A 23,934-nucleotide genomic window follows, 5' to 3' on the forward strand; every position below is an offset into this window, starting at 1 on the left:
GGAGGACTGCGTGAGTGGCCGTAGCTCGTTTCTGATCGTCGCGAACCGGTTGCCGGTGGACCGGACGATCGAGCCTGACGGAGCGGCCTCGTGGCGCAGGAGTCCAGGAGGGCTCGTCACCGCGATAGCGCCGGTGATGCAGCGCCGCCATGGCGCCTGGGCCGGCTGGCACGGGGCGCCCGACGAGAAGCTGGAGCCGTTCGAGCAGGACGGGATGAGTCTCATCCCCGTGCCGCTGTCGGCCAGCGAGGTGGAGCTCTATTACGAGGGCTTCTCCAACGCCACCCTGTGGCCGCTCTACCACGACGTGGTGGCGCCGCCGGTGTTCGACCGGGCGATGTGGGAGACGTACCGGTCCGTCAACGAGCGCTTCGCCGTCGCGGCCGCCGAGGCCGCCGAGGAGGGCGCGGTCGTGTGGGTGCAGGACTACCAGCTCCAGCTCGTGCCCGCCATGCTGCGCAGGCTCCGGCCCGACCTGCGGATCGGGTTCTTCCTGCACATCCCGTTCCCGCCGACGGAGCTGTTCTGGCGGCTGCCGTGGCGCAAGGAGCTGGTCGAAGGGCTGCTCGGGGCCGATCTGGTGGGCTTCCAGCTGCCCGGCGGCGCCTCGAACTTCCGCAGGTTGTGCCGGCGGCTGCTCGGGCTGCCGTACAAGGGGAACGAGATCTTCCTCGACGACCGGATCGTGACCACGCAGGCGTTCCCGATCTCGGTGGACTTCGCGCAGCTCGACTCGATCGTGCGCGAGCCGCACATCGTGGCGCGGGCCAAGGAGATCAGGATGGAGCTGGGCGACCCCGAGCACGTGCTGCTGGGCGTGGACCGGCTCGACTACACCAAGGGCATCGGGCAGCGGCTGGAGGGGTTCGGAGAGCTGCTCAAGGCCGGGCAGCTGCGGCCCGGCGAGGCCGTGTTCGTGCAGATCGCCACGCCGAGCCGGGAGCGGGTGGACGAATACCGCCGGCTGCGCGACGACATCGAGCTGCAGGTCGGCCGGATCAACGGGGAGCACGCCCAGCTCGGCTACCAGCCGATCTGGTATTTCCACCAGTCCTACGGCCACGAGGAGCTGGCGGCGCTCTATCTGGCGGCCGACGTCATGGTCGTCACGCCCTTGCGCGACGGGATGAATCTGGTGGCCAAGGAGTACATCTCCTGTCACCACGACCTGCACGGCGGGCTGGTGCTCAGCGAGTTCGCCGGGGCCGCCGACGAGCTGCGGCAGGCCTATCTGGTCAATCCGTACGACGTGGAGGACGTCAAGAGGCAGATGCTGGCCGCGATGCGCGCCACGCCGCACGAGCTGGCCCGGCGGATGCGGACGATGCGCCGCCGGGTCGCCACCTACGACGTGGACCGCTGGGCCAGCGAGTTCCTCACGGCCCTGGAGACACCTGCTTCACAGACTTCCACGCGTCGTAGCGCTTCTTGGCGGTCCGGTTGACCACGATCTGCGCCACTGACATGCCCACTCCCATGACGACGGCGTAGCCGATCGCCTCACCCATGCTGACCTCGGGCGAGTCCGTGTCGATGGGCGGCTCCTTGCCGGTCGCCTTCCGCCAGGCGAACCCGAGGATCTTCCGCGCCGCCCAGGCGGTCACCAGGCCCACCAGGCCACCGATGACACGCCAGGCGACATCGGGCTTGTCCTCCGCCATGTCGATCTCCCTTCCCCTTTGTAACGAACACTAGTCTCTACCGCAGGCCGCGCCCGTGAAGCCGTACCATAAGGAGGCATGACTCAACAGCGACTACGCCGTCCATCCATGCCCCAAAAGCCGACCCTTGACGGCTTGGAGCAGGTATGGGTAGCTCGCTGGGAGGACGAGGGCACTTACCGCTTCGACCGGTCCAAGCCGCGTGAGCAGGTCTACTCGATCGACACGCCGCCGCCGACCGTGTCGGGGTCGTTGCACGTCGGGCATGTCTTCTCCTTCACCCACACCGACATCATGGCCCGCTACCAGCGGATGATCGGTAAGTCTGTCTTCTACCCGATCGGGTGGGACGACAACGGGTTGCCCACCGAGCGCCGGGTGCAGAACGTCTATGGCGTGCGCTGCGACCCGTCGTTGCCCTACGACCCCGAGTTCGTCCCCCCGGACAAGCCCGGCAAGCGTGAGATCTCGATCTCGCGGCGCAACTTCGTGGAGCTGTGCCACAAGCTGACCGCCCTCGACGAGCAGGCGTTCGAGGAGGTGTGGCGGCGGGTCGGACTGTCGGTCGACTGGTCGCTGCTCTACACCACGATCAGCGACGAGTCCCGAGCGGTGTCGCAGCGGGCGTTCCTGCGCAACCTGCTGCGCGGCGAGGCCTACCTCGCCGAGGCGCCGACCCTGTGGGACGTCAGCTTCCGCACCGCCGTCGCCCAGGCCGAGCTGGAGGACCGGGAGTGGCCCGGCGCCTTCCACAAGATCTCCTTCTACGGCGAGAAGGGCCCGGTCTGGATCGAGACGACCCGGCCCGAGCTGATCCCGGCCTGCGTGGCGCTGGTCGCCCATCCCGACGACGAGCGCTACCAGGAGCTGTTCGGCACCTCGGTGCTGACGCCGCTGTTCGGGGTCGAGGTGCCCGTGCTGGCCCACCGGCTGGCCGAGCCCGACAAGGGCACCGGCATCGCGATGATCTGCACGTTCGGCGACATCACCGATGTCACCTGGTGGCGGGAGCTGCACCTGCCGACCCGGCCGATCCTCGGCTGGGACGGGCGGCTGCTGCCCGAGCCGCCGGAGGGCGTGGAGGACGAGCCGTACAAGGAGCTGGCCGGCAAGACCGTCCACAGCGCCCGCGAGCGGATCGTGGAGCTGCTGCGGGAGTCGGGCGACCTCGAGGGCGAGCCCCGGCCCGTGCGGCGCACGGTGAAGTTCTACGAGAAGGGCGACAAGCCGCTGGAGATCGTCACCACCCGCCAGTGGTACATCCGCAACGGCGGCCGTGACGAGGAGCTGCGGCGGCGGATGCTGGCGCGCGGGCGCGAGCTGACGTGGCACCCGCCGCACATGCGCGTGCGCTACGACAACTGGGTCGAGGGGCTCACCAGCGACTGGCTGATCTCGCGCCAGCGCTTCTTCGGCGTGCCGTTCCCGGTGTGGTATCCGATCGACGAGTCGGGGCAGGCCGTCCACGACGCGCCGATCCTGCCCACCGAGGACATGCTGCCGGTGGACCCGTCCTCCGACGTGCCGCCCGGCTACACCGAGGAGCAGCGGGACGTGCCCGGCGGGTTCATGGCCGACCCCGACGTCATGGACACCTGGGCCACCTCGTCGCTCACGCCGCAGATCGCCGGCCGCTGGGGCTCCGACGACGACCTGTTCCGCCGCGTCTTCCCCGCCGACCTGCGGCCGCAGGCCCACGAGATCATCCGCACCTGGCTGTTCTCGACCGTGGTCAGATCGCACTACGAGTTCGGCGACACGCCCTGGAGCGACGTGGCGATCTCCGGGTGGATCCTCGACCCCGACCGCAAGAAGATGTCCAAGTCCAAGGGCAACGTGGTCACCCCGCTCGACCTGCTGGAGCAGCACGGCTCCGACGCGGTGCGCTACTGGGCGGCCAACGGGCGCTACGGCGTCGACACCGCCTTCGACGCGGGGCAGCTCAAGATCGGGCGGCGGCTGGCGATCAAGATTCTCAACGCCTCCAAGTTCGTGCTCGGGCTGGCCTCCGACGACGTCGGCTCCGAGGTGACCGAGCCCCTCGACCGGTCGATGCTGACGGCGCTGAGCGACGCCGTACGCGAGGCGACGGAGGCGTTCGAGGCCTACGACCACACCCGGGCGATCGAGGCCGTGGAGCGCTTCTTCTGGGCGTTCTGCGACGACTACCTGGAGCTGGTCAAGGCCCGCGCGTACGAGTCCGGCGCCGCCTCGGCGTCGGCGCACGCGGCGCTGCGGCAGGCGCTCGACACGCTGCTGCGGCTGTTCGCGCCGTTCCTGCCCTTCGTGACCGAAGAGGTGTGGTCGTGGTGGCGCGACGGCTCGGTCCACCGCGCCGCCTGGCCGCTCACGGAGCGGGGCGAGGGCGACCCGGCCGTGCTGGCGGTGGCCTCGGAGGTGCTCGGGCAGGTCCGCAAGGCCAAGTCGGAGGCCAAGCAGTCGATGCGGGCCGAGGTCTCCCGGCTGACCGTGTGGGCGCCCGACGTGGAGCTCGTGCGGCAGGCGCAGGACGACCTGTGCGCGGCGGGCAACGTCGAGGAGTTCGTGCTCGACTACGGCGACGAGCTGAAGGTCGAGGTCCACCTGGGCTGACCGGCGCTCGGGCGCCCCCGCGGGGTGCCCGGCGTCAGCCTTCTCTGGCGACGTCGCGGTGGAGGGCGAGGAACACCGAATACGCCTCCCCGCCCGGCGGCGACTGCCGGCCCTGGAAGTCGTCGAACACCTCCTGCAGCCGCCTGCGCAGCTCCTCCCGGCCCTGCGCGGTGAGCCTGAGGCCGAGCCGGGTGAAGTCGCCCTCCTCGACGTCGGCGAGCCTGACCTCCTCCAGGAAGGCGTCGAGGATCGCGGTGTTGGCTCCGGTCACGCCGCTCTCGCGGACGTCCATCTCCCACGACTTGCCGGTGGCGCGGTAGGGGATCTCGGTGGAGCCGCGCGGGCCGGGACGGCTCGGCTCGGCCGCCAGGAAGCCGGTGTCGACCAGCTTGCGCACGTGGTGGAGCGTGGTGGCGGGATTGGCACCGAGCCGGCTCGCGATCTCCTTGTTGGTCAGCGCCTGGTCGAGGCAGAGCCGCAGGATGCGAAGGCGGATGGCGGAGGCCAGCGCGCGGGCCTCGGCCTCGGTGGCCGGGCGGCGTTTGGTGCCCATGGCAGGCCACCCTATAACCGGTTGATTTTTATCAATCGGTCATGGATTCTCTTTTCGTGAGCTTGTTAAAAGATCACGACTTCCGTGGGCTGTTCCTGGCCGACAGCGCCAGCCAGGCGGGCACCCAGATCCTGGTGCTGGCCCTGCCGCTGGTCGCGGTCTCGGCGCTGCACGCCTCGGAGTTCGAGGTGGGCGCGCTGGCCGCGTGCCAGACGCTGGCGTTCGTGGTGATCGGGCTGCCTGCCGGGGCGATCGTCGACCGGTTGAGCAAGCGCGCGGTGATGGTGGTCAGCGACTGGGCGCGGGCCCTGGCGCTGGCCTCCGTGCCGGTGGCCTGGTGGCTGGACGGGCTGACGATCCACCAGCTCTACGCCGTCGCGCTCGTGCTCGGGGTGTTCACCGTGTTCTTCGACGCCGCGTACCAGAGCTACCTGCCGCACCTCGTCGGGCGCGAGCGGCTCGTCGAGGGCAACTCCGCGCTGGAGGGCGTGCGTACGGTGGCGCAGCTCGGCGGGCCCGGCGCCGGCGGCTACCTGATCCAGTTCCTCACCGCGCCGTTCGCGCTCGTCGTCACCGTGGCCGGGTTCGCCTGGTCGGCCCTGTGCCTGGCCACCATCCGCAAACCGGAGGCCCGCCAGGAGCGCCGCCGTGGCCACCTGGGGAGGGAGATCGGGGAGGGCGTCAGGTTCGTGCTCGGGCATCGGCTGCTGCGCCGCGTCGCGGGGTGTGCGGCCACCGCGAACCTGTTCGCCACCATGGCCCACCCGCCGATCCTGTTGCTGCTGGCCAGGGACCTCGCGCTGGCCCCGGGCACCATCGGGCTGCTCATGGCCGCCGGCGGGCTCGGGGGCGTCACCGGAGCGCTGGTCAACCGCCGGATCGCCGCGCGCTTCGGGCAGGGGCCGACGATCTGGCTGGCCATCGGGCTGCCCGCGCCGCTGATGTTCCTGGTGCCGTGGGTGGAGGCCGACTGGCGGCTGGGCTTGTTCGTCGTGTTCGAGTTCTGCTTCGGCGCGGGCGCGGTCGTCTTCAACGTCACGCAGCTCAGCTTCCGGCAGGCCATCACACCCGAGCCGCTGCTCGGCCGGATGAACGCCACCATCCGCTTCCTCGTCTGGGGCACGATGCCGCTCGGCGGCCTGCTGGGCGGGGCGCTGAGCGAGGCGATCGGGGTCAGGAACACGCTGCTGGTCGCCGCGTGCGGCGCCTGCCTGGCGTTCCTGTGGGTGGTCACCTCGCCCATGCGCTCCATGCGGGAGCTGCCCGTCAGTAGTCACACACGCCCGTAGGGAAGATCTGCTTCAGCCGGGCGCGCTGGTCCGGCGTCGGCTGCCAGGAGCCGTACAGGCCCCGCGCGACGGCCCGCTCGACCGGCTGGAGCCGGCACTTGTAGACCCCGCCCTCGATCGGGCCGCCCGCCACGATGCGGGAGGTCGAGTAGAGCGGGAAGCGCTGGGTGCAGGCGCCGGGGGAGCGGCGGTCGAGGACCCCGTCCCAGACGTGCGGGCCGGCCGCGATCTGGGTGCCGTCCGTGGCGAAGCAGCGGTCCACGGCGTCGGGCGGCCTGTTGCCCGTCACGCCGCGCGCCGGATATTTCCGGATATTGGCCATCCACTCGTCGATCACCCGCAGCGCCTCGGGCGTCTGGTCGAACTTCGGCCCGTCCGGGCGGGCGTCGGTGAACCAGATGACCTGGTTGCCGGCCCGGCCGTCGTGGTCCAGCATCCGCTTCCTGGAGGCGAACGACTGGTGCGAGTTGTGCATGTCGAGCTGGTCCTCCAGGTACGGGCGCCAGTCGATGATCGGCAGGTCGATGTCGCCGCGGAACACCAGGCCGCTGCGCTGCACGTTCCTGATCGCGACGGGGTCTCCCGTACGCCTCGGGGCCGGGTCGCCCAGGTTGGCGTTGCGGGCGCTCCACGGGTCGAGGTCGGCCGGGCAGGCGGAGGGCACGAACGGGCAGCCCTCCTGCACCATGTCGGCCGCCTCCTTCCACGAGCCCGCCTTGGCGTTGACGTCGAGGAACTCCTCCGGCGTGATCACTCCGTCGGTGAGCGCCCTCAGCCCGTACTGGACGCCCACGTTGTCCCAGGTCGAGCGGGCATAGCCGCGCTCGTCCACGCCGTAGACCTTCCTGAGGTCGTCCCAGTGGGTCCACTGGACGGTGTCCTTGACGCCCGGCGGGTCCATGCGCTGCCACTCGGGGTCGTTGTTGGAGGTCCACAGCGGGTTCATGCTCAGCGGGGTCAGGCCGCGCCAGCCGTTGACGCACTCGTCGGAGCCGGGCCGGCCGGTGTACGGGTTGGGCACGGTGTCGCTGGCGTTCATGCCGATCAGGGCCGTACGGTCGTCCCACCTCGCCCAGCGGGGGTTGTGGTCCATGTAGCGTTCGAGCAGCTCGCAGTCGCCCACGTGGATGGTCTGGGTGACCATGTCCGGGTAGGAATACTGCGGGACGGCGGCGTCGATCACCCTGTTGCCGTGGTTCTGGCCGTAGATGTACTGCTGGATGGCGCCGCCCGAGCCGCCCACGCCCACCGTGTAGAGCGGGAGGCCGTGCCGCTCGACGAAGCGCTCCTTGACCATCAGGGCCGTCTCGCCGCCCAGGATCAGGTTGTAGTGGGTGGAGGTGCGGGTGCCCGAGGAGTGCAGGATCGCGTAGCCCTTGCCCAGGCCGTACGGGTCGAGGGCGGCGCCGCCCAGCGTGCCCTGGTCGTGGCCGATCGCGACGCCGCCGTCGAACCGGTAGATCGCCCGGCCGTTCCAGCCGTCCTCCAGCATGGCGATCGAGTAGAGGAAGCGGTTGATGACGCCGCGCTCGCGGCGTACCACGAAGTCGACCGTACGGCCGTCCAGCAGCGTGGTCGTGGCCAGGTCGGCGGGGCGCTGCGCGGGCATGGGCTTGTACGTGCCGTCGGTGGACCGGTAGAGGCGGTCGGTGACCGTGGGGGCGAAGCAGTCCTTGCTCCAGCCGCCGCTGACGCGCATGCCCTGGCCGTCCTGGTTGTCCACGGCCGGCGGGCCGAGGCCGCTGCGCTCGGTCTTGCACAGGAACGGGTACTGGTGGGCGCCCGAGAAGATCGGCCCCTGGATCGGGTGGTTGCGCACCCTCAGGCTCTCCCGGTGCGGCCACGCCACCGCGGTGATCGTGTTGTCCCCGTCGGCCAGGCCGGTCACCAGGCCCGTGAGGCCGTCCGCGGTCTTCGTGAGGGACTGGGTGACGTCCTCGCCGTTGCGCAGGACCTTGAGGCGCGCGCCGCGGGTCTGACGGACCCTGATCAGGGCGTCGCCGCCGCTGACCTGGTCGGCGCGGCTGGAGAGGACCTCCAGCGCCAGGGCGGCGCGGGAGGCGTACGCGGGGGAGGGGGCGGCGATGAGGGACGCCAGCACGGTGAGGACCACCACAGCCTTCATGACCATGACGGTGACACGCGCTCCACCCCTTGCACAGACCCGATCTCGGGGCTGTGAGCCACGTGCCGTCGCATGGGTGCGCGGCGTGCTGCTTCATTACGCTGTGAGCTGCCCGGCCGTTATCCGCGCGCATCCTGGGCCCGGACATGCCAGTCTTGAACACGTGCTGTCCGACCGCCCAACCAAGCTCGTGCCGCCCGTGCTGGCCAAGATAACCGCATGGTGCGTGTGCCTGATCGTCGTCGGCGTGGTCGTCTACTTCATCGTCCAGGTGATCGCCCGCCTCGCGTTCGTGGCGCTGCCCGTGGCGATCGCGCTGTTGCTGACCGCGCTGCTGTTCCCGCTGACGAGAAGCCTGCGCAACGCGGGCATGCGGCCCATCTACGCCACCTGGATCACCATGCTGGTGGCCCTCACCGTGCTCGTCGGCACCGGGTGGCTGGTGGGGGCGCGGGCCGGCGAGGAGTTCCCCAACCTGGTCAAACAGGTGCAGGAGACGGCCAGGACCGTTCAGGAGTGGCTGATCACCGGCCCGCTGCACCTCCAGCAGGCGCAGATCACCGGCTACGTCGACGAGATCGCCGCCATGGTCAACGCGCAGCGCTCGGCCATCACCGGCACCGTGCTGTCCGCGGGCGCGGTGGCCGTCGAGGTGCTCGCCTCGATCGTGTTGCTGCTGTTCGTGACGTTCTTCCTGCTCAAGGACGGCGACCGGATCTGGTCCTGGTTCCTGAAGGCGTTCGGCGGGGTGGCGCCGCGGGTCGACCGGGCGGGGCGGGCCGCGTGGGCCACGCTCTCCCACTACGTCCAGGGCACCGTGGCGGTGGCCGCCGTGCACGGGCTGATCATGGGCATCGTGCTGGCCGGGATGGGGGTGCCGCTCTGGGCGCCGCTGGCCGTGCTGATCTTCTTCGCCAGCTTCATCCCCATCGTCGGCATCTTCTTCGCCGGGACCATCGCGACCCTGGTCACGCTCGGTGCCAAGGGGCTCGTCTACGCGCTGATCTTCCTGGGAATCCTCATCGTGGAGCAGCAGCTCGAGAACCACGTGCTGCAGCCGCTGATCGTGGGCCGGGCGCTGAACTTCCATCCGCTGGCGATCATCCTGGTGCTGTCCATCGGGGGCATCCTGGCGGGCATCGCGGGGGCCGCCGTGGCGGTTCCGGTGGCGGCGGTGATCTACCGGGCGCTGCCGGAGCTGAGACACAAACCACCCGAGCTACCACCGGGCCACGACGACGAACCCCCAGGCGGCGCCCCTCCGCCCGGCCCGGGTCCCGGGAGGGGGCTGCTCGGCGACGACGGTGGCGGCGACCGGGGGTGGCCGGAGCGGCCTGGCGGCTCGGGTGAGCGACCCGCTGGGTCGGGTGAGCGGCCTGCTGGGCCGGGTGGCCGGTCTGCGGGCGTGGGTGATCGACCTGCTGGGTCCGAAGCGCCCACCGAGTCGGGCGATCGCTCCACCGGGTCTGGCGAGCGAGCCGCCGGGTCTGGCGAGCAGGCTGCCGGGGTGCGTGACGGAGAGGGCGCCGCGCGTGACGGCAGTGTTGGCGCGCAGGGCCGCGAGGCCGGGGCGCAGGCCCGCGCGGCAGGGTCGTAAGCCCGCGAGGTCGGAGCGCCCACCGCCCGCGAGGTCGGGGCGCACACCGCCAGCGAGGCCGAGGGCAGGCCCGCGCGGCCGGGAGTACCCCGCGAGGCGGGGGCGCGTGACGGTGGGGTCGGGCCCGTGAGGCGGTGGTGCTGGGCCGCGTGGCGGTGGGTCGGGCCCGTGAGGCGGTGGTGCTGGGCCGTGAGGCGGTGGCGTCGGGCGCGTGTGGCGGTGGTGCTGGGCCGTGTGATGGTGGCGTCGGGGCGGCACGGCGACTGGGGACGAGCGGTGGGGGGACACGGAGTAACCTCGTCACCCGTGACTCGTTCCTCCCTCACCACCCCGCCACCGGGCGCCAGAGCGCCCGAGGCGCATCCCGACGCGCCGGCGCCGGGCACCACCCTGGGCTCCCACTACAGCCAGTGCTTCGGCTGCGGCACCGGGCACCCGACCGGGCTGCACCTCACGGCCAGGACCCCCGACGGCGCCACCGTCGAGGCCGAGTTCACGGTGGGGGAGGCGCACCAGGGAGCGCCCAGGCTGGCGCACGGCGGTGTGCTGGCCGCCGCCATGGACGAGGTCATCGGAATGTCCGTCTACCTGTTCCACAAGCCCTATGTGACGGGACGGCTGGAGACCGACTACCTTCTCCCCGTTCCCGTGGGCACGACACTCCACCTGCGCGCCTGGTGCAACGGCATCTCGGGCAGGAAGGCGTACCTTGAGGCTGAGGGGCGCATCGGCGCCCCCGACGGACCGGTCGCCGTCCGCGCGGCAGCGCTGTTCATCGAGGTGAACATGGAACACTTCGCCAAGTACGGCGACCTGGCCGCCATCGCCGCCGAACACCAGGACTACGAGGTGAACCCTTGAGCAACGTGGAGATTCTCATCCAGCGGCTCGACCCTGAGCTGCCGATGCCGTCGTACGCCCATGCCGGAGACGCGGGCGCCGACCTCCACGCGGCCGAGGACGTGGAGCTGATGCCCGGCGAAAGGGCCGTGGTCGGCACCGGGGTGGCGATCGCCCTGCCCGATGGTTATGCCGCATTCGTGCACCCGCGTTCGGGGCTGGCGGCCAGGAACGGTGTCACACTGGTCAACGCCCCCGGCACGGTGGACGCCGGCTACCGGGGCGAGATAAGGGTGACGCTGATCAACACCGACGCCAAGGAACCGTTCCGGCTCAAGCGGGGCGACCGCGTGGCGCAGCTCGTCGTCCAGCGGGTCGAGCGCGCGGTCTTCTCCGAGGTCGAGCGCCTGCCGGGGTCCGTACGCGGCGCCAACGGGTTCGGATCGACCGGTCGCTGACCGGTGCGCAGCAAGGGGTCCCGGCCGGGGCCCGACCGACAAGGGGCCCCGCGAGTGGCCCGATGAGCAGGGAGAGTGAGGAACGTGTTCCGACGTCGTCGTCGTGAGCAGCCGGAGCAAGTGGGCGAGCAGGAGGCTGCGGCCCCCACGCGAGAGTCCGGCCCGTGGGACGCCGACGAGCCCCACCCGGAGACCGACCGGATCGACCTGGGCGGTCTGCGGCTGCCGCACAACCCCGACTTCGACGTGCGCCTGGCCTCGGTCGGGGATCAGCACGTCGGCGTGGTCGTCCTGTACGAGGACAGCTCGCTGCAGCTCCAGGCCCTGGCCGCGCCGCGCAGCTCGGGCCTGTGGGACGAGGTGAAGACGAAGATCCTGGCCCAGGCCAAGCACCTGGAGGAGCGCGAGGGGCCGTTCGGCAGCGAGCTGACCGGCGAGATGAAGACCGACGGCAACACCAGACCGGTCCGCTACCTCGGCATCGACGGCCCGCGCTGGTTCCTGCTCGCGGTGGTCTCCGGCAAGGCGGCCGTCGACGACACGGTGGCGGCGGCGTACGTCGACTTCATCAAGGACGTCGTGGTCGTCCGCGGTGACGAGCCGATGGCGCGGGAGGAGGCGATCCCGCTGCGCCGGCCCAACGATCAGGCGAGCGAGGGCGAGGAGCGGCCGGGCCTCAACCCGTTCAAACGAGGTCCTGAAATCAGCGAGATTCGCTAAGGGCTGACATTCACATAGGCTGAACCATCATGAGTACGGCAGAGCCCCCCAAACGTGGGGGATTGCGCGGGTTCTTCAGTCGGCTGGCATCCACCCAGTCCGAGATCGAGGCCCAGGAACTGCGAGAAGACGCCGACGAGATCGGAGCGACCCCGATCGTCTCGTGTGGCGGCCGTCGACGCTTCTGCGTGGCGGGTACGCTACGTACGGTGACACTGCGTCCGCGGGGCGGTGCCCCCGCTCTCGAGGCCGAGCTCTATGACGGGTCAGACGTGATCGACCTGGTCTGGCTCGGCCGCCGTAAGATCGCGGGCATCGAGCCCGGCCGGATCGTCAAGGCCGAGGGCCTGGTCAGCATGCAGGACGGGCGCAAGGTGATGTTCAATCCGCGTTACGAGCTGCGCCCAGGGAGTTGATCAGGTGAGTGCTGAGGCGGAAGAAGTCGCCCACGACACCGTTGAGGCGGCGGTGCGAGCACAGCTCGCCAAGGCGTTCGGCGGTGTGCGGGGCATCATCGAGGCGGCGGTGCCGACGATCGCGTTCACGCTGTCGTGGATCACCACCGAAGACCTGAAGACGTCGCTCATCGTCAGCATCTCGCTGGCGGTGCTGCTGCTGGCGGTGCGGATCATCCAGCGGTCCTCGCCACAGTTCGTGATCAACAGCCTGATCGGCATCGCGATCGGCGCGTTCTTCGCCAGCCGTACGGGCGACGCGAAAGACTACTTCCTGCCCGGGATCCTGTACAACGCCGGCTACATGGTGGCGATGCTGATCTCGATCGTCACCAAATGGCCGGTCGTGGGCTTCCTGATCGGTTCGGTCACCGGTGATCCGACCGCCTGGCACAAGGATCCCGGCATCGTGAAGCTGTGCACGCGGCTGACCTGGCTGCTCATGCTGCCCTGTGCGGTGCGGGTGGCGGTGCAGGGTCCCGTCTACCTGTTCGGTGGCGGGGACCAGGCGGTGGCGGCGCTCGGCTTCGCGAAGATCGTCATGGGCTGGCCGCTCCAGGTGGCCGGGCTGGCGGCGATGCTCTGGGTGCTCGGCCGCGGCCGCACCCCGATCAAGCCGCCCGTCGCTCCGGCCTGAGCCGCGGTCGGGGCCCGGCCTGTCCGGGCACCGGTCGTCAGCGGTCCTTGTGGTCGGGGTCGTACGCCGTGGGCTCGGCGGGCAGGGTGTAGCGCGCGCCGATGAGGTCGGCCACGCGCCGCCGGCTCTCCTGCGGCGGGCCGTCCCGTTCCGCGCGCTCCAGCGCCGCGACCTCGTCCGCCAGCTCCGCGTCGCCCAGGCAGTCGCGGATCCACGCCGAGTAGTCGCCCCGGCGCAGGTGGTGCATCCACGTGTCGTCGTCCACGCCCTCGCTCAGCTCGACGAACGTGTGCAGGTTCCTGGCCCGTAGCCGCAGCCGCTCCTCGGGGCCGGTGAAGTAGAAGCTCTTGTCCTTGGCCATGGTGCCCGCCGCGTACTTGCGCCGGTGCCGGGTCCGCTCGATCCGGGCCGGGGCAAGCGTGAGCCGCCGGGCCTCCGCGGTTCCGTCGTGCCACAGCGCGAGGTCGCCGTCCGGGAAGGGGCGCAGCGAGGGCGCCTCCAGGCCCCGCGCGCCGGCGAACGCGGCCAGCGTGCTCTCCGGCTCCTTGCCCACCGCGACCGTGCTGGTGACCAGCCGCAGCGCGGACGGGCTCATCGCGTCGGGATGCACGGTGATCATCAGGACCGCGCCCAGGTCGCCGGGGTCCTCGATGGGTACGTGACGCACCTCGGCGGGCATCAGGTGATGGGCCTCGTCGAGCACGAGCCAGTGCGGGTGCCCCAGCTTGGCCCGCAGCCCGGACAACCGGGGCAGCAACTCGGCGAAGTACGTGGGCCGGTCGCGCAGCTGCAGGCCGATCAGGTTGATCGCGACGCTGTGGCCCGGCTGCTCCAGCACGTGGACGACCTCGTCCACGCCGGGCACCCGGTCCGGGTCGCCCAGCACGGTGACACCCGGATATTCCGCGTAGTCGCCTTCCGGGTCCACGATCACGCACTGGTAGCCGTCGCCGGCCAGCCGTTCGAGCAGCGCCGTGGTGACCGTGGACTTGCCGCTGCCCGAGGGTCCCGCCACCAGCAGGCCGACCCCGTACGTGGGCAGGCGTACCTCGTCCCCCTCCGCGTGCCCGAGCAGGACGTCGTGGCGCGGGATCGCCAGGCCGTCCAGGTCGCCCGCCAGCAGCTTCCCGGCCAGCTCGGCCACCCCGCGCCCGGCCTCGCCGTCCAGGCACAGGTCGCAGGCGTCCCTGAGCGCGGGCAGGGCGTTGGCCACGGCGGCACCGCACTCGGCGGCGGTCAGGAACGCGTGGTCGTTCTCCCCGTCGCCGACCGCGACCACGCTGTGCCGCGACAGGCCCAGCCGGTCGAGGGCGGCGGTCAGGCCGGTGGCCTTGTTCACGCCCGGGGGGAGCACCATGACGGCGCCCTTGTTGTAGATCACCTGCAGCTCCAGGCCCAGGTCGTGGATCGCCTCCAGGACGTCGTGGTCGTGGGGCTCGCGCGTGGCGACCAGCACCTGCCCGATCCCGAGCGGGCTCACCCCCACCTCCCGCAGCCGCTCGGCCAGCTCGGGCGGCGGAGGCTCGGCCAGGGCGTCGCAGGTGTGCTGGCGGGGGTCGTACAGGAGACCGCCGTTCTCGGCCACGACCAGGTCGAACAGGGCCGGGTGCGGGAAGACGGACAGCAGGTCGTCGAGCTCGCGCCCGGTCACCAGCAGCAGCTTGATGCCGGCGCGGGACAGCCGCTCCAGCACCTCGATCGTCTCGTCGGCCACCTGACCGGCCCTGGCCAGGGTCTCGTCATAGTCGCAGGCCAGCACGTTGTAGCGCATGATCCTCATCTACCCGGCGGAGGCCGGGCATCCGGCCGGACAGGTGAATCCGAGGTGAACTTTGACCTGGTCGCACGACGTCCGGCGCATCTCTCCGGGGAGCGGGTGCGGCCGCGTGCCGGCACCCTGTACGCGGCGCTGGACCGGCCGCAGGGGAGGGCTGGTCGAGGCCGAGCGGGAGGAGGGCGCGGGCGTCCGGTGGGTGCGGTCAGAGCTGGGAGCGTACGGTCCGGGGTGGCCGGGCCCTGAGACCTCGGAGCCCTAGGCTCCTGGGATGAGCATCATGTACGTTCCGGGATCGAAGTCGGTCACCGCCCGCGCCCTGTTCCTCGCCGCCGCCGCGCGCGGCACCACGGTGTTGCGGCGGCCGTTGGCCTCCGATGACACGGAGGGCTTCGCGGAGGGACTGCTCGCGCTGGGGTACCGGGTGGAGCGCGGGCCGGACGCGTGGACGATCGAGGGCCGCCCCGAGGGGCCGCCGTCCGGTGAGGCCGAGGTGTTCTGCCGCGACGGGGCCACGACCGCCCGCTTCCTGCCCGCGCTGGTGGCGGCCGGGCACGGGGTCTTCCGTTTCGACGCCTCCGCCCAGATGCGCCGCCGCCCGCTCGGCCCCCTCACGCGGGCGCTGCGCGAGCTGGGCGTGGACCTGACGCACGAAGGGGAGGAGGGGCACCACCCGCTGACCGTGCGGGCGAACGGCATCAAGGGCGGCCGGGTCACGCTGGACGCCGGGCTGTCCTCGCAGTTCCTCACCGCGCTCCTGCTCGTCGGCCCCCTCACCCACGAGGGACTGGAGATCACGGTGACGGATCTGGTGTCGGCACCGTACGTGGAGATCACGCTCGCCATGATGCGGAGCTTCGGGGTCGAGGTGGGGCGGGCGGGCGACACCTTCCTGGTGCCGCCGCAGCCGTACACCGCCGCCGACTACACCATCGAGCCCGACGCCTCCACGGCGAGCTACCCGCTCGCCGCCGCCGCGCTCACCGGGAACAGCGTCACCATCCCGGGTCTGGGCTCGGGCTCCCTGCAAGGGGACGTACGGTTCGCGGAGGTTCTCGGCCGGCTGGGGGCATCCGTCGAGATGTCCACCGATGCCGTGACCGTTACTGGGACCGGGCGCTTGAACGGTCTCACGGTCAACATGCGCGACATTTCCGACACCGTCCCCACGCTCGCCGCCATCGCCCCGTTCGCCGACGGCCCCGTACGGATCGAGGACGTCTACAACACCAGGGTCAAGGAGTGCGACCGTTTGGAGGCGTGCGCCGAGAACCTGCGCCGCCTCGGCGTCCCGGTGACCACGGGGCGGGACTGGATCGAGATCCACCCGGCGACGCCGCGCCCCGCCGAGATCGCCTGCCACGGTGACCACCGGATCGCGATGTCGTTCAGCGTCACGGGCCTGCGCACGCCGGGGATCACGCTGGACGAGCCGGGGTGTGTGAAGAAGACGTTCCCCGGCTTCCACGAGGCGCTGGCGGGGCTGCGGGCCGGGTGGGGGCTGGAGTAAAGACCTCCGGGTCCAACCCTTAACCACTTGATCCACTTGTGCGGGTACGAAGGCTGGCGAACGATCATCTCGCACTTCATCGGGGGACCACCATGTACAAAAGCGCCATCGCCGCCGTCACCATGACCGCGGCCGCCCTGCTCCTGGCCGCCATGCCCGCGCTCGCATCCGACGATGCCGACTCCAAGGCACCGGAGCACGGAAAATGCGAAAAGCAAGTGGCCACGCTGGTCAAGTTCCGCGAGCCGATGCTCGTGGTGTTCACGAACGGAGCATGTGCGGACATGGAGTTCGAGATGGAGGAACTCGACATGGAGGAGTTCGACATCAAGGAGTTCGGCATGAAGGAGCTCGGCATGAAGGACGAGACCCACGCGGACATGGACTGAGTCCGTACGTCGGAACCGGGAGGCCCCTCGGACGGGTGTCGCGAGGGGTTTCCTGCTGTGCGGAGAGTTGTCGGCGCACATCCGCCGGCGCGGCCGGACGTGGCGGCGGCTCACGCGTGCGGACGGCGGATCGGGCACGGGTGGCGGACCTGCCGGTTAGGGCAGCAGATCACGCCGATCGTGATGAACCGCCCGCCCTGCAGCCATTCGCCCCACTGCACGTCCACGCCACGGCTCAGCAGGTCGAGGGCGGCCCTCAGCCGCTCCTCGATCGGAACCGCTTCCGGCAGGAGCAGCGCCGCGCCGACCTTGGCGTACTCGCCCGCCATCCACCCCGTGGCCTGCCGGGCGTCGTCGAAGGTCGCGGCGATGCGCGATGCGGGTTTGGCCAGCCAGTCGCCGGTCCGCATGGGCGGCAGCGGGGAGGCACGGAAGCCGGGTGAGGCGGGACGGCGCTCGTCCTCGTTGCCCCGCTCGGCTCCGGCGCCGGTCCACCGGTAGGCGTGCCAATGCATGCTCAGGCGCTCCCGCAGGCTCATGCCCCTCCACGAGGGCTTTGTCCTGATGAGTTCCTCCCCAAAACCCGGCCGGGGAAGAAGTCACGCCGGGCGACGGCCGGAACGGCAGCACGCTGCTCCAGCACCTGGTGACCTTCCGGCCCAAGCCACCGGGCCGGTGAACGAGCAGGACGATGCCGGAGACTTCGACGCCTGCCTCCTGGCCACCCGCACCACGACCACGCTCGGCGACCTGCTGCGGCACGTCGGCGCCTCCACCCCCACCGGCATCGCCCTGATCGCAGTACGCCAAGCACACCGGCACGTGACCGCCGGCGACAACACCGGACAGCCGGAGCCGTCCGGCGATGGGCGGAAGTTCCTGAGCTCAAGCCGGCGAACGCCTATGATCGTCGCGGCTTGCCGCGTGGTCATTGGACCGAGGGGACGGTGTTCGGGATGGGTGGCGAGCAGCCGAGGATCATCGTGTTCACCGGTCTTCCCGGCACCGGGAAGTCGACGCTGGCCGATCGCGTGGCGATGGCGATCGGCGCTCCGGCGTTCGCGGGCGACTGGTTGATGGGGTCGCTCAAGCCCCACGGCCTGCTGAGGAACCTGGACCGCCCGGCGTTTCTCAGCATGTACTACGACCTGCTCAGCACGCTCGTGACGCGGCAGCTGATGCTCGGTCAGTCGGCGGTGGTGGATTGTCTCGTGAATGACGACGTCGTCGCGCGCTGGCAGGAGCTCTCGGATCGGTACGATGCCCGCTTGATCGTCATCGAATGCCTGTGCAGCGACGTCGAGATTCACCGCCGCCGGGTTGAAGGGCGGAAGCGTGGCATACCGGGGTGGCACGAGGTGGGGTGGGACCACGTCGAACGCATGCGTCGCGAGTTTCCGTCCTTGGCTCAGGAGCATCTGGTTCTGGACGCGGTCGATTCTGTCGAGAGCAACCTCCGCCTGGCGCTCGGGTGCATCGGCAAGCCATAAGGGCGGTTCACCGGACGGCGGGTTCGGTGATCTGCTTGATGTACGCGTTGCGCTGCAGGATGAGTTCGGTCATGTAGCGCCGCAGGACCAGGACCTCCGCGATGGTGCCCAGCGGCCCGGCGGGGGCGGCGAAGTCGACGATGTCCTTCATGAGGGTCGCTTCGGTGCCGGTTTCGCTGTCGTGCGTCGATTCGAAGGTGTGCGTGTGAACCCAGCGCCGGAACGGGCCGCTCACTTGTTCGTCGACGAAGTACGAGGGCGGGGTGCAGGCGCTGATGGTGGAGGTGAGGTGCCAGGTGAGGCCGAAGTGGCGTGCTCTCCAGGTGACATGATCGCCCAGGGAGAGTTGCCCTGAGGTGACCCCTGCGACGGCCTGCTCGCGCGAGCCTCGCATGGAGGAGGTGTGCGACTCGACGGACAAGGACGCGTCGAAGACGAGTGCCGGGGGTGCGAGGACGAGGGTGGTCACCTCGAAACGGGACATGCCCGGATCGTAGCCAGCGCCCGAAAGTCGCAGCGTCGTGGCCACGTCCAGGCCCGGCCGGCGCCAGAGGGCCGGGAGGTCCCTTTGCCGCGGGCTCGGGGCCGAACCCCGAGCCCGGACAGCGCGTACGAGCCGACGACGCAGGACCGCTCGGGACGGGCATATGAGGCCCACCCGGCAGCCGGCTCGCGGGTGGGCGGATCCCGAGGGGTCAGTGTTGGGAGAGGAGGTGGGCGAGCTCCTGCTCGACCTCCTGGCTGGCCACGAACAGCAGCTCGTCCCCGGCCTCCAGCGGATCGTCCGCCGTCGGCACCAGCACGCGTCCCTCCCGCAGGATCGCCACCAGGGCGGAGTCCACCGGCCAGGGCACCGAGCCGGCCCGCTGCCCCACCACCGGTGCGTCCTCCGCCAGGGTCAGCTCCACCAGGTTCGCCTGCCCCTGCCGGAACGTCATCAGCCGTACGAGGTCCCCGACGCTGACCGCCTCCTCCACCAGGGCGCTGAGCAGGCGCGGGGTCGAGACGGCCACGTCGACGCCCCACGACTCGTTGAACAGCCACTCGTTGTTGGGGTGGTTGATGCGGGCCACCACGCGCGGCACGCCGTACTCGGTCTTGGCCAGCAGGGAGACGACGAGGTTGACCTTGTCGTCGCCGGAGGAGGCGACCACGACGTGGCAGTTGTTGAGGCCGGCCTCGTCCAGGGAGGCGATCTCGCACGCGTCGGCGAGCAGCCACTCGGCGCGCGGCACGCTGTCGATCTTGATGGCCCGGGGGTCGACGTCGATGAGCAGGACCTCGTGGCCGTTCTCCAGGAGCTCGGCCGCTATGGAGCGGCCGACGGCGCCGGCTCCGGCGATGGCGACGCGCATCACTCGTCCTCTTCCGGTGCCGCGGCCAGCACCTTGTTGATCCGGTTCATGTCGGTCTCCGCGGCGATGACGTGCAGCACGTCGCCCTCCTGCACCACGGAGTCCTCCGTGATGGTCAGGGCCTCTCCCATGCGGTTGAGGAAGGCGACGCGTGTCCGGGCGCGGGATTCGAGGTCGATGACGCGGGTGCCGATCCAGGAGGGGTTGACGGTGACCTCGGCCAGGACGACGGTGCCCGTGGGGTCGCGCCAGAGCGGCTCGGCGCCCTCCGGCAGGATGCGGCGCATGATCTGGTCGGCCGTCCACCGTACGGTCGCCACCGTCGGGATGCCCAGCCGCTGGTAGACCTCGGCCCGGCGGGGGTCGTAGATGCGGGCCACCACGTTGTCGACGCCGAACGTCTCGCGCGCCACGCGGGCGGAGATGATGTTGGAGTTGTCGCCGCTGGAGACCGCGACGAAGGCGGTGGCCGACTCGACGCCGGCCTCGGTGAGCACGTCGCGATCGAAGCCCACGCCGGTCACCCGCCGCCCGCGGAACCCGGCCCGGAGGCGGCGGAACGCCTGCGGGTCGCGGTCGATGATCGCGACGGAATGCCCGCTGTCTTCGAGGATGTGGGCGAGGGTCGATCCGACCCGGCCACACCCCATGATCACTATATGCATTTCCCCCCGCATCGTCGCGGTCGGCCGGTTGTTCGACACCAGTATGGCCCGATGGGGGAGCGCCTCGTTTAGGGCCTCGTCGTGGGGCTAGCATCTCGTTACGTGGCGAAGGTAACGGATCTTGTCAAACGTTTGCTCGTGGGACGTGCCCTGCGTAGCGGGCAGCTCCACGAGCAACTACTCCCCAAACGGATCGCGCTCCCCGTGTTCGCGAGCGACGCGTTGTCCTCCGTCGCGTACGCCCCCCAGGAGATTCTGGTCATCCTGTCGCTGGCCGGCGTCTCCTTCTACTCTTTCAGCCCCTGGGTCGCGATCGCCGTCGTCGTCGTGATGCTCACGGTCGTGGCGTCGTACCGGCAGAACGTCCACGCCTACCCCAGCGGCGGCGGCGACTACGAGGTCGCCACCACCAACCTCGGCAAGAACGCCGGGCTGACCGTGGCCAGCGCCCTCATGGTCGACTACGTGCTGACCGTCGCGGTGTCCGTCGCCAACGGCGTCGACTACGTCGGCGCCACGATCCCGTTCGTGGGGCAGCACAAGCCCGCCGTCGCCATCGTCATCGTCATCCTGCTCACCGTGGTCAACCTGCGCGGCATCCGCGAGTCCGGCGCCGCCTTCGCCATTCCCACGTACGCGTTCATGATCGCCGTCCTGAGCCTGATCGCCTGGGGCGGGTTCCGGCTGCTGGTGCTGGGGGAGGCGATCGAGGCGCCGAGCGCCCACTTCAGCATCGAGCCCGAGCAGACCAACCTCACCGCCTTCGCCGCGGCCTTCCTGGTCCTGCGCGCGTTCTCCTCCGGCTGCGCCGCCCTGACCGGTGTCGAGGCCATCAGCAACGGCGTGCCCGCCTTCAGGAAGCCCAAGAGCAAGAACGCGGCCACCACGCTGCTGATGATGGGCCTGGTCTCGATCACCATGTTCGGCGGCATCATCGCCCTCGGCCTGGCCTCCGGGGTGAAGGTGGCCGAGCCGTCGGTGGTCGCCGAGGACCTGCTCAGGCCGGACGGCACGCCCGTCGGCCCCGGCTATTACCAGCAGCCGATCATCTCCCAGGTGGCGGACGCGGTGTTCGGGGGCGGGTCGCTGCCGTTCGTGATCATCTCCGCGGTGACGGCCCTGATCCTGTTCCTGGCGGCCAACACGGCCTTCAACGGCTTCCCGGTGCTCGGCTCGATCCTGGCGCAGGACCGCTACCTGCCGCGCCAGCTGCACACCCGCGGCGACCGCCTGGCCTTCTCCAACGGCATCGTCATCCTGGCGCTGGGCGCGTGCCTGCTGCTGTGGGGGTTCCAGGCGGACGTCAGCCGCCTGCTGAACCTGTACATCGTCGGCGTCTTCGTCTCCTTCACGCTCAGCCAGACCGGCATGGTCATCCACTGGACCCGCCACCTGAAGACCGAGACCGACCCCAGGATCCGCCGCCAGATGCACCGCTCGCGCGTGATCAACTTCTTCGGCGGGGTCATGACGGGGCTGGTGCTGATCGTCGTGCTGCTGACGAAGTTCCTGGTGGGCGCGTGGATCGTGGTGATCGCGATGCCGATCCTGTTCCTCATGATGAAGGGCATCAGGCGCCACTACGACAACGTGGCGGCCGAGCTGGAGATCACCGAGGACTACGAGCCGGCCATGCTGCCCGCCCGCAACCACACGATCGTGCTGGTCTCGAAGATCCACAAGCCGACCATGCGCGCCCTCGCGTACGCCCGCGCCACCCGCCCCTCCACGCTGGAGGCCGTCACCGTCGGCGTCGAGGGCGAGGAGGCGCGCAAGCTGCAGGAGGAGTGGGAGCGGCGGGGCATCCCGGTGCCGCTGAAGATGCTCGACTCGCCCTACCGCGAGATCACGCAGCCCATCCTCGACTACGTCAAGACCCTGCGCAGGCGCTCGCCGCGCGACGTGGTGACCGTGTTCATCCCCGAGTACGTGGTCGGCCACTGGTGGGAGCACCTGCTGCACAACCAGAGCGCGCTGCGGCTGAAGGCGCGGCTGCTGTTCAAGCCGGGTGTCATGGTGACCAGCGTGCCGTGGCAGCTGCACTCCTCCGACCGCCTGCAGGGCAGGCCGGAGCCGTTCGCGCCCGGGTCGGTCCGGCGTCCGTGGCACAAGACGGTCAAGGACGAGGAGAGCCGGATCAGGGCCCGCTGATCAGGGCCCGCAGCCGCCCCGTGTCGCGCGCGTCCCAGCCCGGCGGCGCGGCGACGGCGGCCCAGCCGTCCACGATGTTGGCGCCGTACCGGTGGCCGTGCCCGGGCGGCACGTCCAGCGCGGCCGTCATGTCCACCAGCACCTGCCAGAACGTCACCAGCGGGAACCAGTTCATCTGCGGGTTCACGCCGGGCCCCCGCGCGCCCTCCAGCCACGCCGGCCTGCGGTAGATCAGCCGGGGCGACCACCACACGACCGGGTCGGAGGCGTTCTGCAGGTAGACCACGCGCGGGCGCGGCCACGGGGCGCGCGGTGGCCGGCCCAGGTCGGCCGGCAGCTGGGCGAACCTGGCCGTCCGGCCGGAGCGGTAGACGGGCCGCCACACGGGGCTGCCGCGCTCGCGCGCGCTGGTGAGGTGGTACCAGATGTGGTTGGCGTTGGGCGGCCCCACGAACACCGCCCCGTCCGCCCTGGACACCAGGTCGGACAGGTTGCGGAAGGCCCCCTCCAGCTCGTACGAGCCCAGGCTCTCGCCCGACAGCAGCAGCCGCGGCCGCTCCCCGGCGGGCAACCGGGCCCACCGCTCGCGCACGGCCTCGAACAGCGCCCGCCCCGAGGCCGCCGCCTTCTCCCTGTCGACCAGGAACGACACCCAGCTCGGCAGGTACGAGTACTGCAGCGCGACCATGGCGGAGCGGCCGTTGTACATGTACTCCAGGGCGTCGGCGATGTGCGGGTCCACCCAGCCGGTGCCCGTGGTGCCGAGCACGGCCAGCACGGGCCGGCCGAACGCGCCGGTGCGCTCCAGCTCGCGCACCGCCAGCGCCGCCTGGGCCCGCGGCGAGGAGGTGCTGTCAAGTCCGATGTAAACCCGGATCGGCTCGGCGGCGGGCTCCCCGGAGAAGGCGGCCAGCCGGGCCGGGGTGGCGGCGGTGCCGGTGAAGCGGCGGCCCTCCCGGCCCAGCGACTCCCAGCTCACGAGCGAGCCGGGCCCGCCCGACACGAACGCCGACACGGGCTTGCGCACGCCCGGGTGGGTGCCCTCGTTGGCGACCGACGAGATGTCGCTCATCCTGGCCACGAACCCGTTGAACAGCACGTCGTTGGCGAACACCGCGACCAGCAGGCCGATGACGAACACGCCGAAGGCGTGGCCCACGTACGCGGGGACGTACCGGTCCAGCCAGGCGTTCAGCCGGCGGCCCCCGAGGCGTACGAGCCGGGCGGCCAGCAGCGCCGCCGCGAAGAGCCCGCAGGTCACCGCCAGGATCACCGGCGGGAACCAGGTGATGCGCGTGTCGACCCCCATCAGCGCCCGCAGGTCGCGCTGCCAGTCGAGGCTGTACCAGAGCGCCACCACCGCGAGCGCGGCGCAGCCGCCGAGCATGACCTGCCAGGCCATCCGCCGCCCCCGCTCCGGCAGCCGGTACGGGACCAACGACCGCCCCAGCGCTCCCAGCGAGGCACCCACCGCGTAGCCCAGGATGCCCGTGACCGCGCCCATCACCCCCTGGTACAGCCACGTGCGGGGCAGCAGCGACGGCGTCAGCGACGCGCACGCGAACAGCGTGCCCAGCAGCGTCCCGCCGAAGCCGAGCCGCCGCCGCACCACCCGCGACCTGTCCACGATCACCTAGAGTAATGGAAGAAGTCGGATAAGTAGTCATCCCGGC

The 23,934-nt window shown here is 70.7% G+C and carries 22 protein-coding genes; 13 read left to right on the forward strand and 9 right to left on the reverse strand.

From position 1 onward, the window contains the following. Window positions 1-10: 10 nt before the first annotated feature. Entirely contained in the window at window positions 11-1,444 is a 1,434-nt protein-coding gene (locus AB0J69_RS09750; RefSeq protein WP_364114804.1) for a trehalose-6-phosphate synthase, read from the forward strand. Here AB0J69_RS09750 and AB0J69_RS09755 read toward each other — a convergent pair. Further along, window positions 1,377-1,661, reverse strand: coding sequence for a DUF4235 domain-containing protein (locus AB0J69_RS09755; protein WP_364114806.1), 285 nt, complete (start codon window positions 1,659-1,661; stop codon window positions 1,377-1,379). The genes AB0J69_RS09750 and AB0J69_RS09755 overlap by 68 nt on opposite strands. Window positions 1,662-1,739: 78 nt before the next feature. Here AB0J69_RS09755 and valS point away from each other — a divergent pair, with 78 nt between their 5' ends. Beyond that, the gene (gene valS / locus AB0J69_RS09760) at window positions 1,740-4,253 is read left to right on the forward strand and encodes a valine--tRNA ligase (protein WP_364114808.1); all 2,514 of its coding nucleotides are present in this window, start codon (window positions 1,740-1,742) and stop codon (window positions 4,251-4,253) included. A 34-nt stretch (window positions 4,254-4,287) separates the two neighbouring features. On the opposite strand, the gene AB0J69_RS09765 is transcribed toward valS, so the two are convergent. Further along, window positions 4,288-4,806, reverse strand: a complete 519-nt coding sequence (locus AB0J69_RS09765; RefSeq protein WP_364114810.1) for a winged helix-turn-helix domain-containing protein — start codon at window positions 4,804-4,806, stop codon at window positions 4,288-4,290. A 56-nt stretch (window positions 4,807-4,862) separates the two neighbouring features. On the opposite strand from AB0J69_RS09765, the gene AB0J69_RS09770 reads away from it, so the two are divergent. Beyond that, window positions 4,863-6,095, forward strand: a complete 1,233-nt coding sequence (locus AB0J69_RS09770; RefSeq protein WP_364114812.1) for an MFS transporter — start codon at window positions 4,863-4,865, stop codon at window positions 6,093-6,095. Here AB0J69_RS09770 and AB0J69_RS09775 read toward each other — a convergent pair. After that, window positions 6,073-8,220 carry a DUF6351 family protein gene (locus tag AB0J69_RS09775; RefSeq protein WP_364114814.1) on the reverse strand — a complete coding sequence of 716 codons (2,148 nt, stop codon included), beginning with the start codon at window positions 8,218-8,220 and terminating at the stop codon, window positions 6,073-6,075. The two genes, AB0J69_RS09770 and AB0J69_RS09775, sit on opposite strands and share 23 nt — an antisense overlap. Before the next feature lie 163 nt (window positions 8,221-8,383). Between AB0J69_RS09775 and AB0J69_RS09780 the strand changes: the two genes are divergently transcribed. The 6 genes from AB0J69_RS09780 (at window position 8,384) to AB0J69_RS09805 (ending at window position 12,927) form a co-directional block, all read left to right on the forward strand. Beyond that, window positions 8,384-9,817 (forward strand): AI-2E family transporter, encoded by a 1,434-nt coding sequence (locus AB0J69_RS09780; RefSeq protein WP_364114816.1) that lies wholly within the window; start codon window positions 8,384-8,386, stop codon window positions 9,815-9,817. Between the two features lie 306 nt (window positions 9,818-10,123). Further along, window positions 10,124-10,678 carry a PaaI family thioesterase gene (locus tag AB0J69_RS09785; RefSeq protein ID WP_364114818.1) on the forward strand — a complete coding sequence of 185 codons (555 nt, stop codon included), beginning with the start codon at window positions 10,124-10,126 and terminating at the stop codon, window positions 10,676-10,678. Beyond that, window positions 10,675-11,115: a dUTP diphosphatase gene (gene dut / locus AB0J69_RS09790; RefSeq protein WP_364114820.1), complete on the forward strand. Its 441-nt coding sequence runs from the start codon at window positions 10,675-10,677 to the stop codon at window positions 11,113-11,115. Before AB0J69_RS09785 ends, dut begins: the two co-directional genes overlap by 4 nt. Before the next feature lie 84 nt (window positions 11,116-11,199). Then, complete coding sequence (locus AB0J69_RS09795; protein WP_364114822.1) at window positions 11,200-11,835, forward strand: DUF3710 domain-containing protein; 636 nt, start codon at window positions 11,200-11,202, stop codon at window positions 11,833-11,835. 29 nt (window positions 11,836-11,864) lie between these two features. After that, window positions 11,865-12,251 carry an OB-fold nucleic acid binding domain-containing protein gene (locus tag AB0J69_RS09800; RefSeq protein WP_364114824.1) on the forward strand — a complete coding sequence of 129 codons (387 nt, stop codon included), beginning with the start codon at window positions 11,865-11,867 and terminating at the stop codon, window positions 12,249-12,251. A gap of 4 nt (window positions 12,252-12,255) precedes the next feature. Beyond that, window positions 12,256-12,927, forward strand: a complete 672-nt coding sequence (locus AB0J69_RS09805; RefSeq protein WP_364114826.1) for a DUF3159 domain-containing protein — start codon at window positions 12,256-12,258, stop codon at window positions 12,925-12,927. 37 nt (window positions 12,928-12,964) lie between these two features. On the opposite strand, the gene AB0J69_RS09810 is transcribed toward AB0J69_RS09805, so the two are convergent. After that, a complete protein-coding gene (locus AB0J69_RS09810) occupies window positions 12,965-14,698 on the reverse strand; it encodes an HAD hydrolase family protein (protein WP_364114828.1) in 1,734 nt (577 codons plus the stop codon). Window positions 14,699-14,972: 274 nt separating this feature from the next. On the opposite strand from AB0J69_RS09810, the gene aroA reads away from it, so the two are divergent. Further along, window positions 14,973-16,211, forward strand: coding sequence for a 3-phosphoshikimate 1-carboxyvinyltransferase (gene aroA / locus AB0J69_RS09815; RefSeq protein WP_364114830.1), 1,239 nt, complete (start codon window positions 14,973-14,975; stop codon window positions 16,209-16,211). A 92-nt stretch (window positions 16,212-16,303) separates the two neighbouring features. After that, window positions 16,304-16,600: a hypothetical protein gene (locus AB0J69_RS09820; protein ID WP_364114832.1), complete on the forward strand. Its 297-nt coding sequence runs from the start codon at window positions 16,304-16,306 to the stop codon at window positions 16,598-16,600. Between the two features lie 110 nt (window positions 16,601-16,710). Here AB0J69_RS09820 and AB0J69_RS09825 read toward each other — a convergent pair whose 3' ends face one another. Further along, complete coding sequence (locus AB0J69_RS09825) at window positions 16,711-17,139, reverse strand: hypothetical protein (protein ID WP_364114834.1); 429 nt, start codon at window positions 17,137-17,139, stop codon at window positions 16,711-16,713. Between the two features lie 417 nt (window positions 17,140-17,556). Here AB0J69_RS09825 and AB0J69_RS09830 point away from each other — a divergent pair, with 417 nt between their 5' ends. After that, window positions 17,557-18,090: an AAA family ATPase gene (locus tag AB0J69_RS09830; protein WP_364114836.1), complete on the forward strand. Its 534-nt coding sequence runs from the start codon at window positions 17,557-17,559 to the stop codon at window positions 18,088-18,090. A gap of 7 nt (window positions 18,091-18,097) precedes the next feature. Here AB0J69_RS09830 and AB0J69_RS09835 read toward each other — a convergent pair whose 3' ends face one another. The 3 genes from AB0J69_RS09835 to AB0J69_RS09845 form a co-directional block, all read right to left on the reverse strand. Beyond that, window positions 18,098-18,574, reverse strand: a complete 477-nt coding sequence (locus AB0J69_RS09835) for an SRPBCC family protein (protein ID WP_364114838.1) — start codon at window positions 18,572-18,574, stop codon at window positions 18,098-18,100. Between the two features lie 211 nt (window positions 18,575-18,785). Then, window positions 18,786-19,445 carry a TrkA family potassium uptake protein gene (locus AB0J69_RS09840; RefSeq protein WP_364114840.1) on the reverse strand — a complete coding sequence of 220 codons (660 nt, stop codon included), beginning with the start codon at window positions 19,443-19,445 and terminating at the stop codon, window positions 18,786-18,788. Then, complete coding sequence (locus AB0J69_RS09845; protein WP_364114842.1) at window positions 19,445-20,110, reverse strand: TrkA family potassium uptake protein; 666 nt, start codon at window positions 20,108-20,110, stop codon at window positions 19,445-19,447. Before AB0J69_RS09845 ends, AB0J69_RS09840 begins: the two co-directional genes overlap by 1 nt. Window positions 20,111-20,212: 102 nt before the next feature. Here AB0J69_RS09845 and AB0J69_RS09850 point away from each other — a divergent pair, with 102 nt between their 5' ends. Further along, window positions 20,213-22,261: an APC family permease gene (locus AB0J69_RS09850; protein WP_364114844.1), complete on the forward strand. Its 2,049-nt coding sequence runs from the start codon at window positions 20,213-20,215 to the stop codon at window positions 22,259-22,261. Here the strand turns inward: AB0J69_RS09850 and AB0J69_RS09855 are convergent. Continuing rightward, window positions 22,248-23,888 carry an alpha/beta-hydrolase family protein gene (locus tag AB0J69_RS09855; RefSeq protein ID WP_364114846.1) on the reverse strand — a complete coding sequence of 547 codons (1,641 nt, stop codon included), beginning with the start codon at window positions 23,886-23,888 and terminating at the stop codon, window positions 22,248-22,250. The genes AB0J69_RS09850 and AB0J69_RS09855 overlap by 14 nt on opposite strands. Window positions 23,889-23,934: the final 46 nt, after the last annotated feature.

Source organism: Nonomuraea sp. NPDC049709, from assembly GCF_040674815.1.
GTDB lineage: Bacteria > Actinomycetota > Actinomycetes > Streptosporangiales > Streptosporangiaceae > Nonomuraea.

What these genes read in the sequence shown, in the direction of transcription:
- AB0J69_RS09830 (WP_364114836.1), top strand. Translation starts at nt 17,557, where the DNA reads ATGGGTGGCGAGCAGCCGAGGATCATCGTGTTCACCGGTCTTCCCGGC.
- AB0J69_RS09840 (WP_364114840.1), bottom strand. Translation starts at nt 19,445, where the DNA reads ATGCGCGTCGCCATCGCCGGAGCCGGCGCCGTCGGCCGCTCCATAGCG.
- valS (WP_364114808.1), top strand. Translation starts at nt 1,740, where the DNA reads ATGACTCAACAGCGACTACGCCGTCCATCCATGCCCCAAAAGCCGACC.
- aroA (WP_364114830.1), top strand. Translation starts at nt 14,973, where the DNA reads ATGAGCATCATGTACGTTCCGGGATCGAAGTCGGTCACCGCCCGCGCC.
- AB0J69_RS09775 (WP_364114814.1), bottom strand. Translation starts at nt 8,220, where the DNA reads ATGAAGGCTGTGGTGGTCCTCACCGTGCTGGCGTCCCTCATCGCCGCC.
- AB0J69_RS09810 (WP_364114828.1), bottom strand. Translation starts at nt 14,698, where the DNA reads ATGCGCTACAACGTGCTGGCCTGCGACTATGACGAGACCCTGGCCAGG.
- AB0J69_RS09800 (WP_364114824.1), top strand. Translation starts at nt 11,865, where the DNA reads ATGAGTACGGCAGAGCCCCCCAAACGTGGGGGATTGCGCGGGTTCTTC.
- AB0J69_RS09755 (WP_364114806.1), bottom strand. Translation starts at nt 1,661, where the DNA reads ATGGCGGAGGACAAGCCCGATGTCGCCTGGCGTGTCATCGGTGGCCTG.
- AB0J69_RS09845 (WP_364114842.1), bottom strand. Translation starts at nt 20,110, where the DNA reads ATGCATATAGTGATCATGGGGTGTGGCCGGGTCGGATCGACCCTCGCC.
- AB0J69_RS09820 (WP_364114832.1), top strand. Translation starts at nt 16,304, where the DNA reads ATGTACAAAAGCGCCATCGCCGCCGTCACCATGACCGCGGCCGCCCTG.
- AB0J69_RS09835 (WP_364114838.1), bottom strand. Translation starts at nt 18,574, where the DNA reads ATGTCCCGTTTCGAGGTGACCACCCTCGTCCTCGCACCCCCGGCACTC.
- AB0J69_RS09765 (WP_364114810.1), bottom strand. Translation starts at nt 4,806, where the DNA reads ATGGGCACCAAACGCCGCCCGGCCACCGAGGCCGAGGCCCGCGCGCTG.
- AB0J69_RS09825 (WP_364114834.1), bottom strand. Translation starts at nt 17,139, where the DNA reads ATGAGCCTGCGGGAGCGCCTGAGCATGCATTGGCACGCCTACCGGTGG.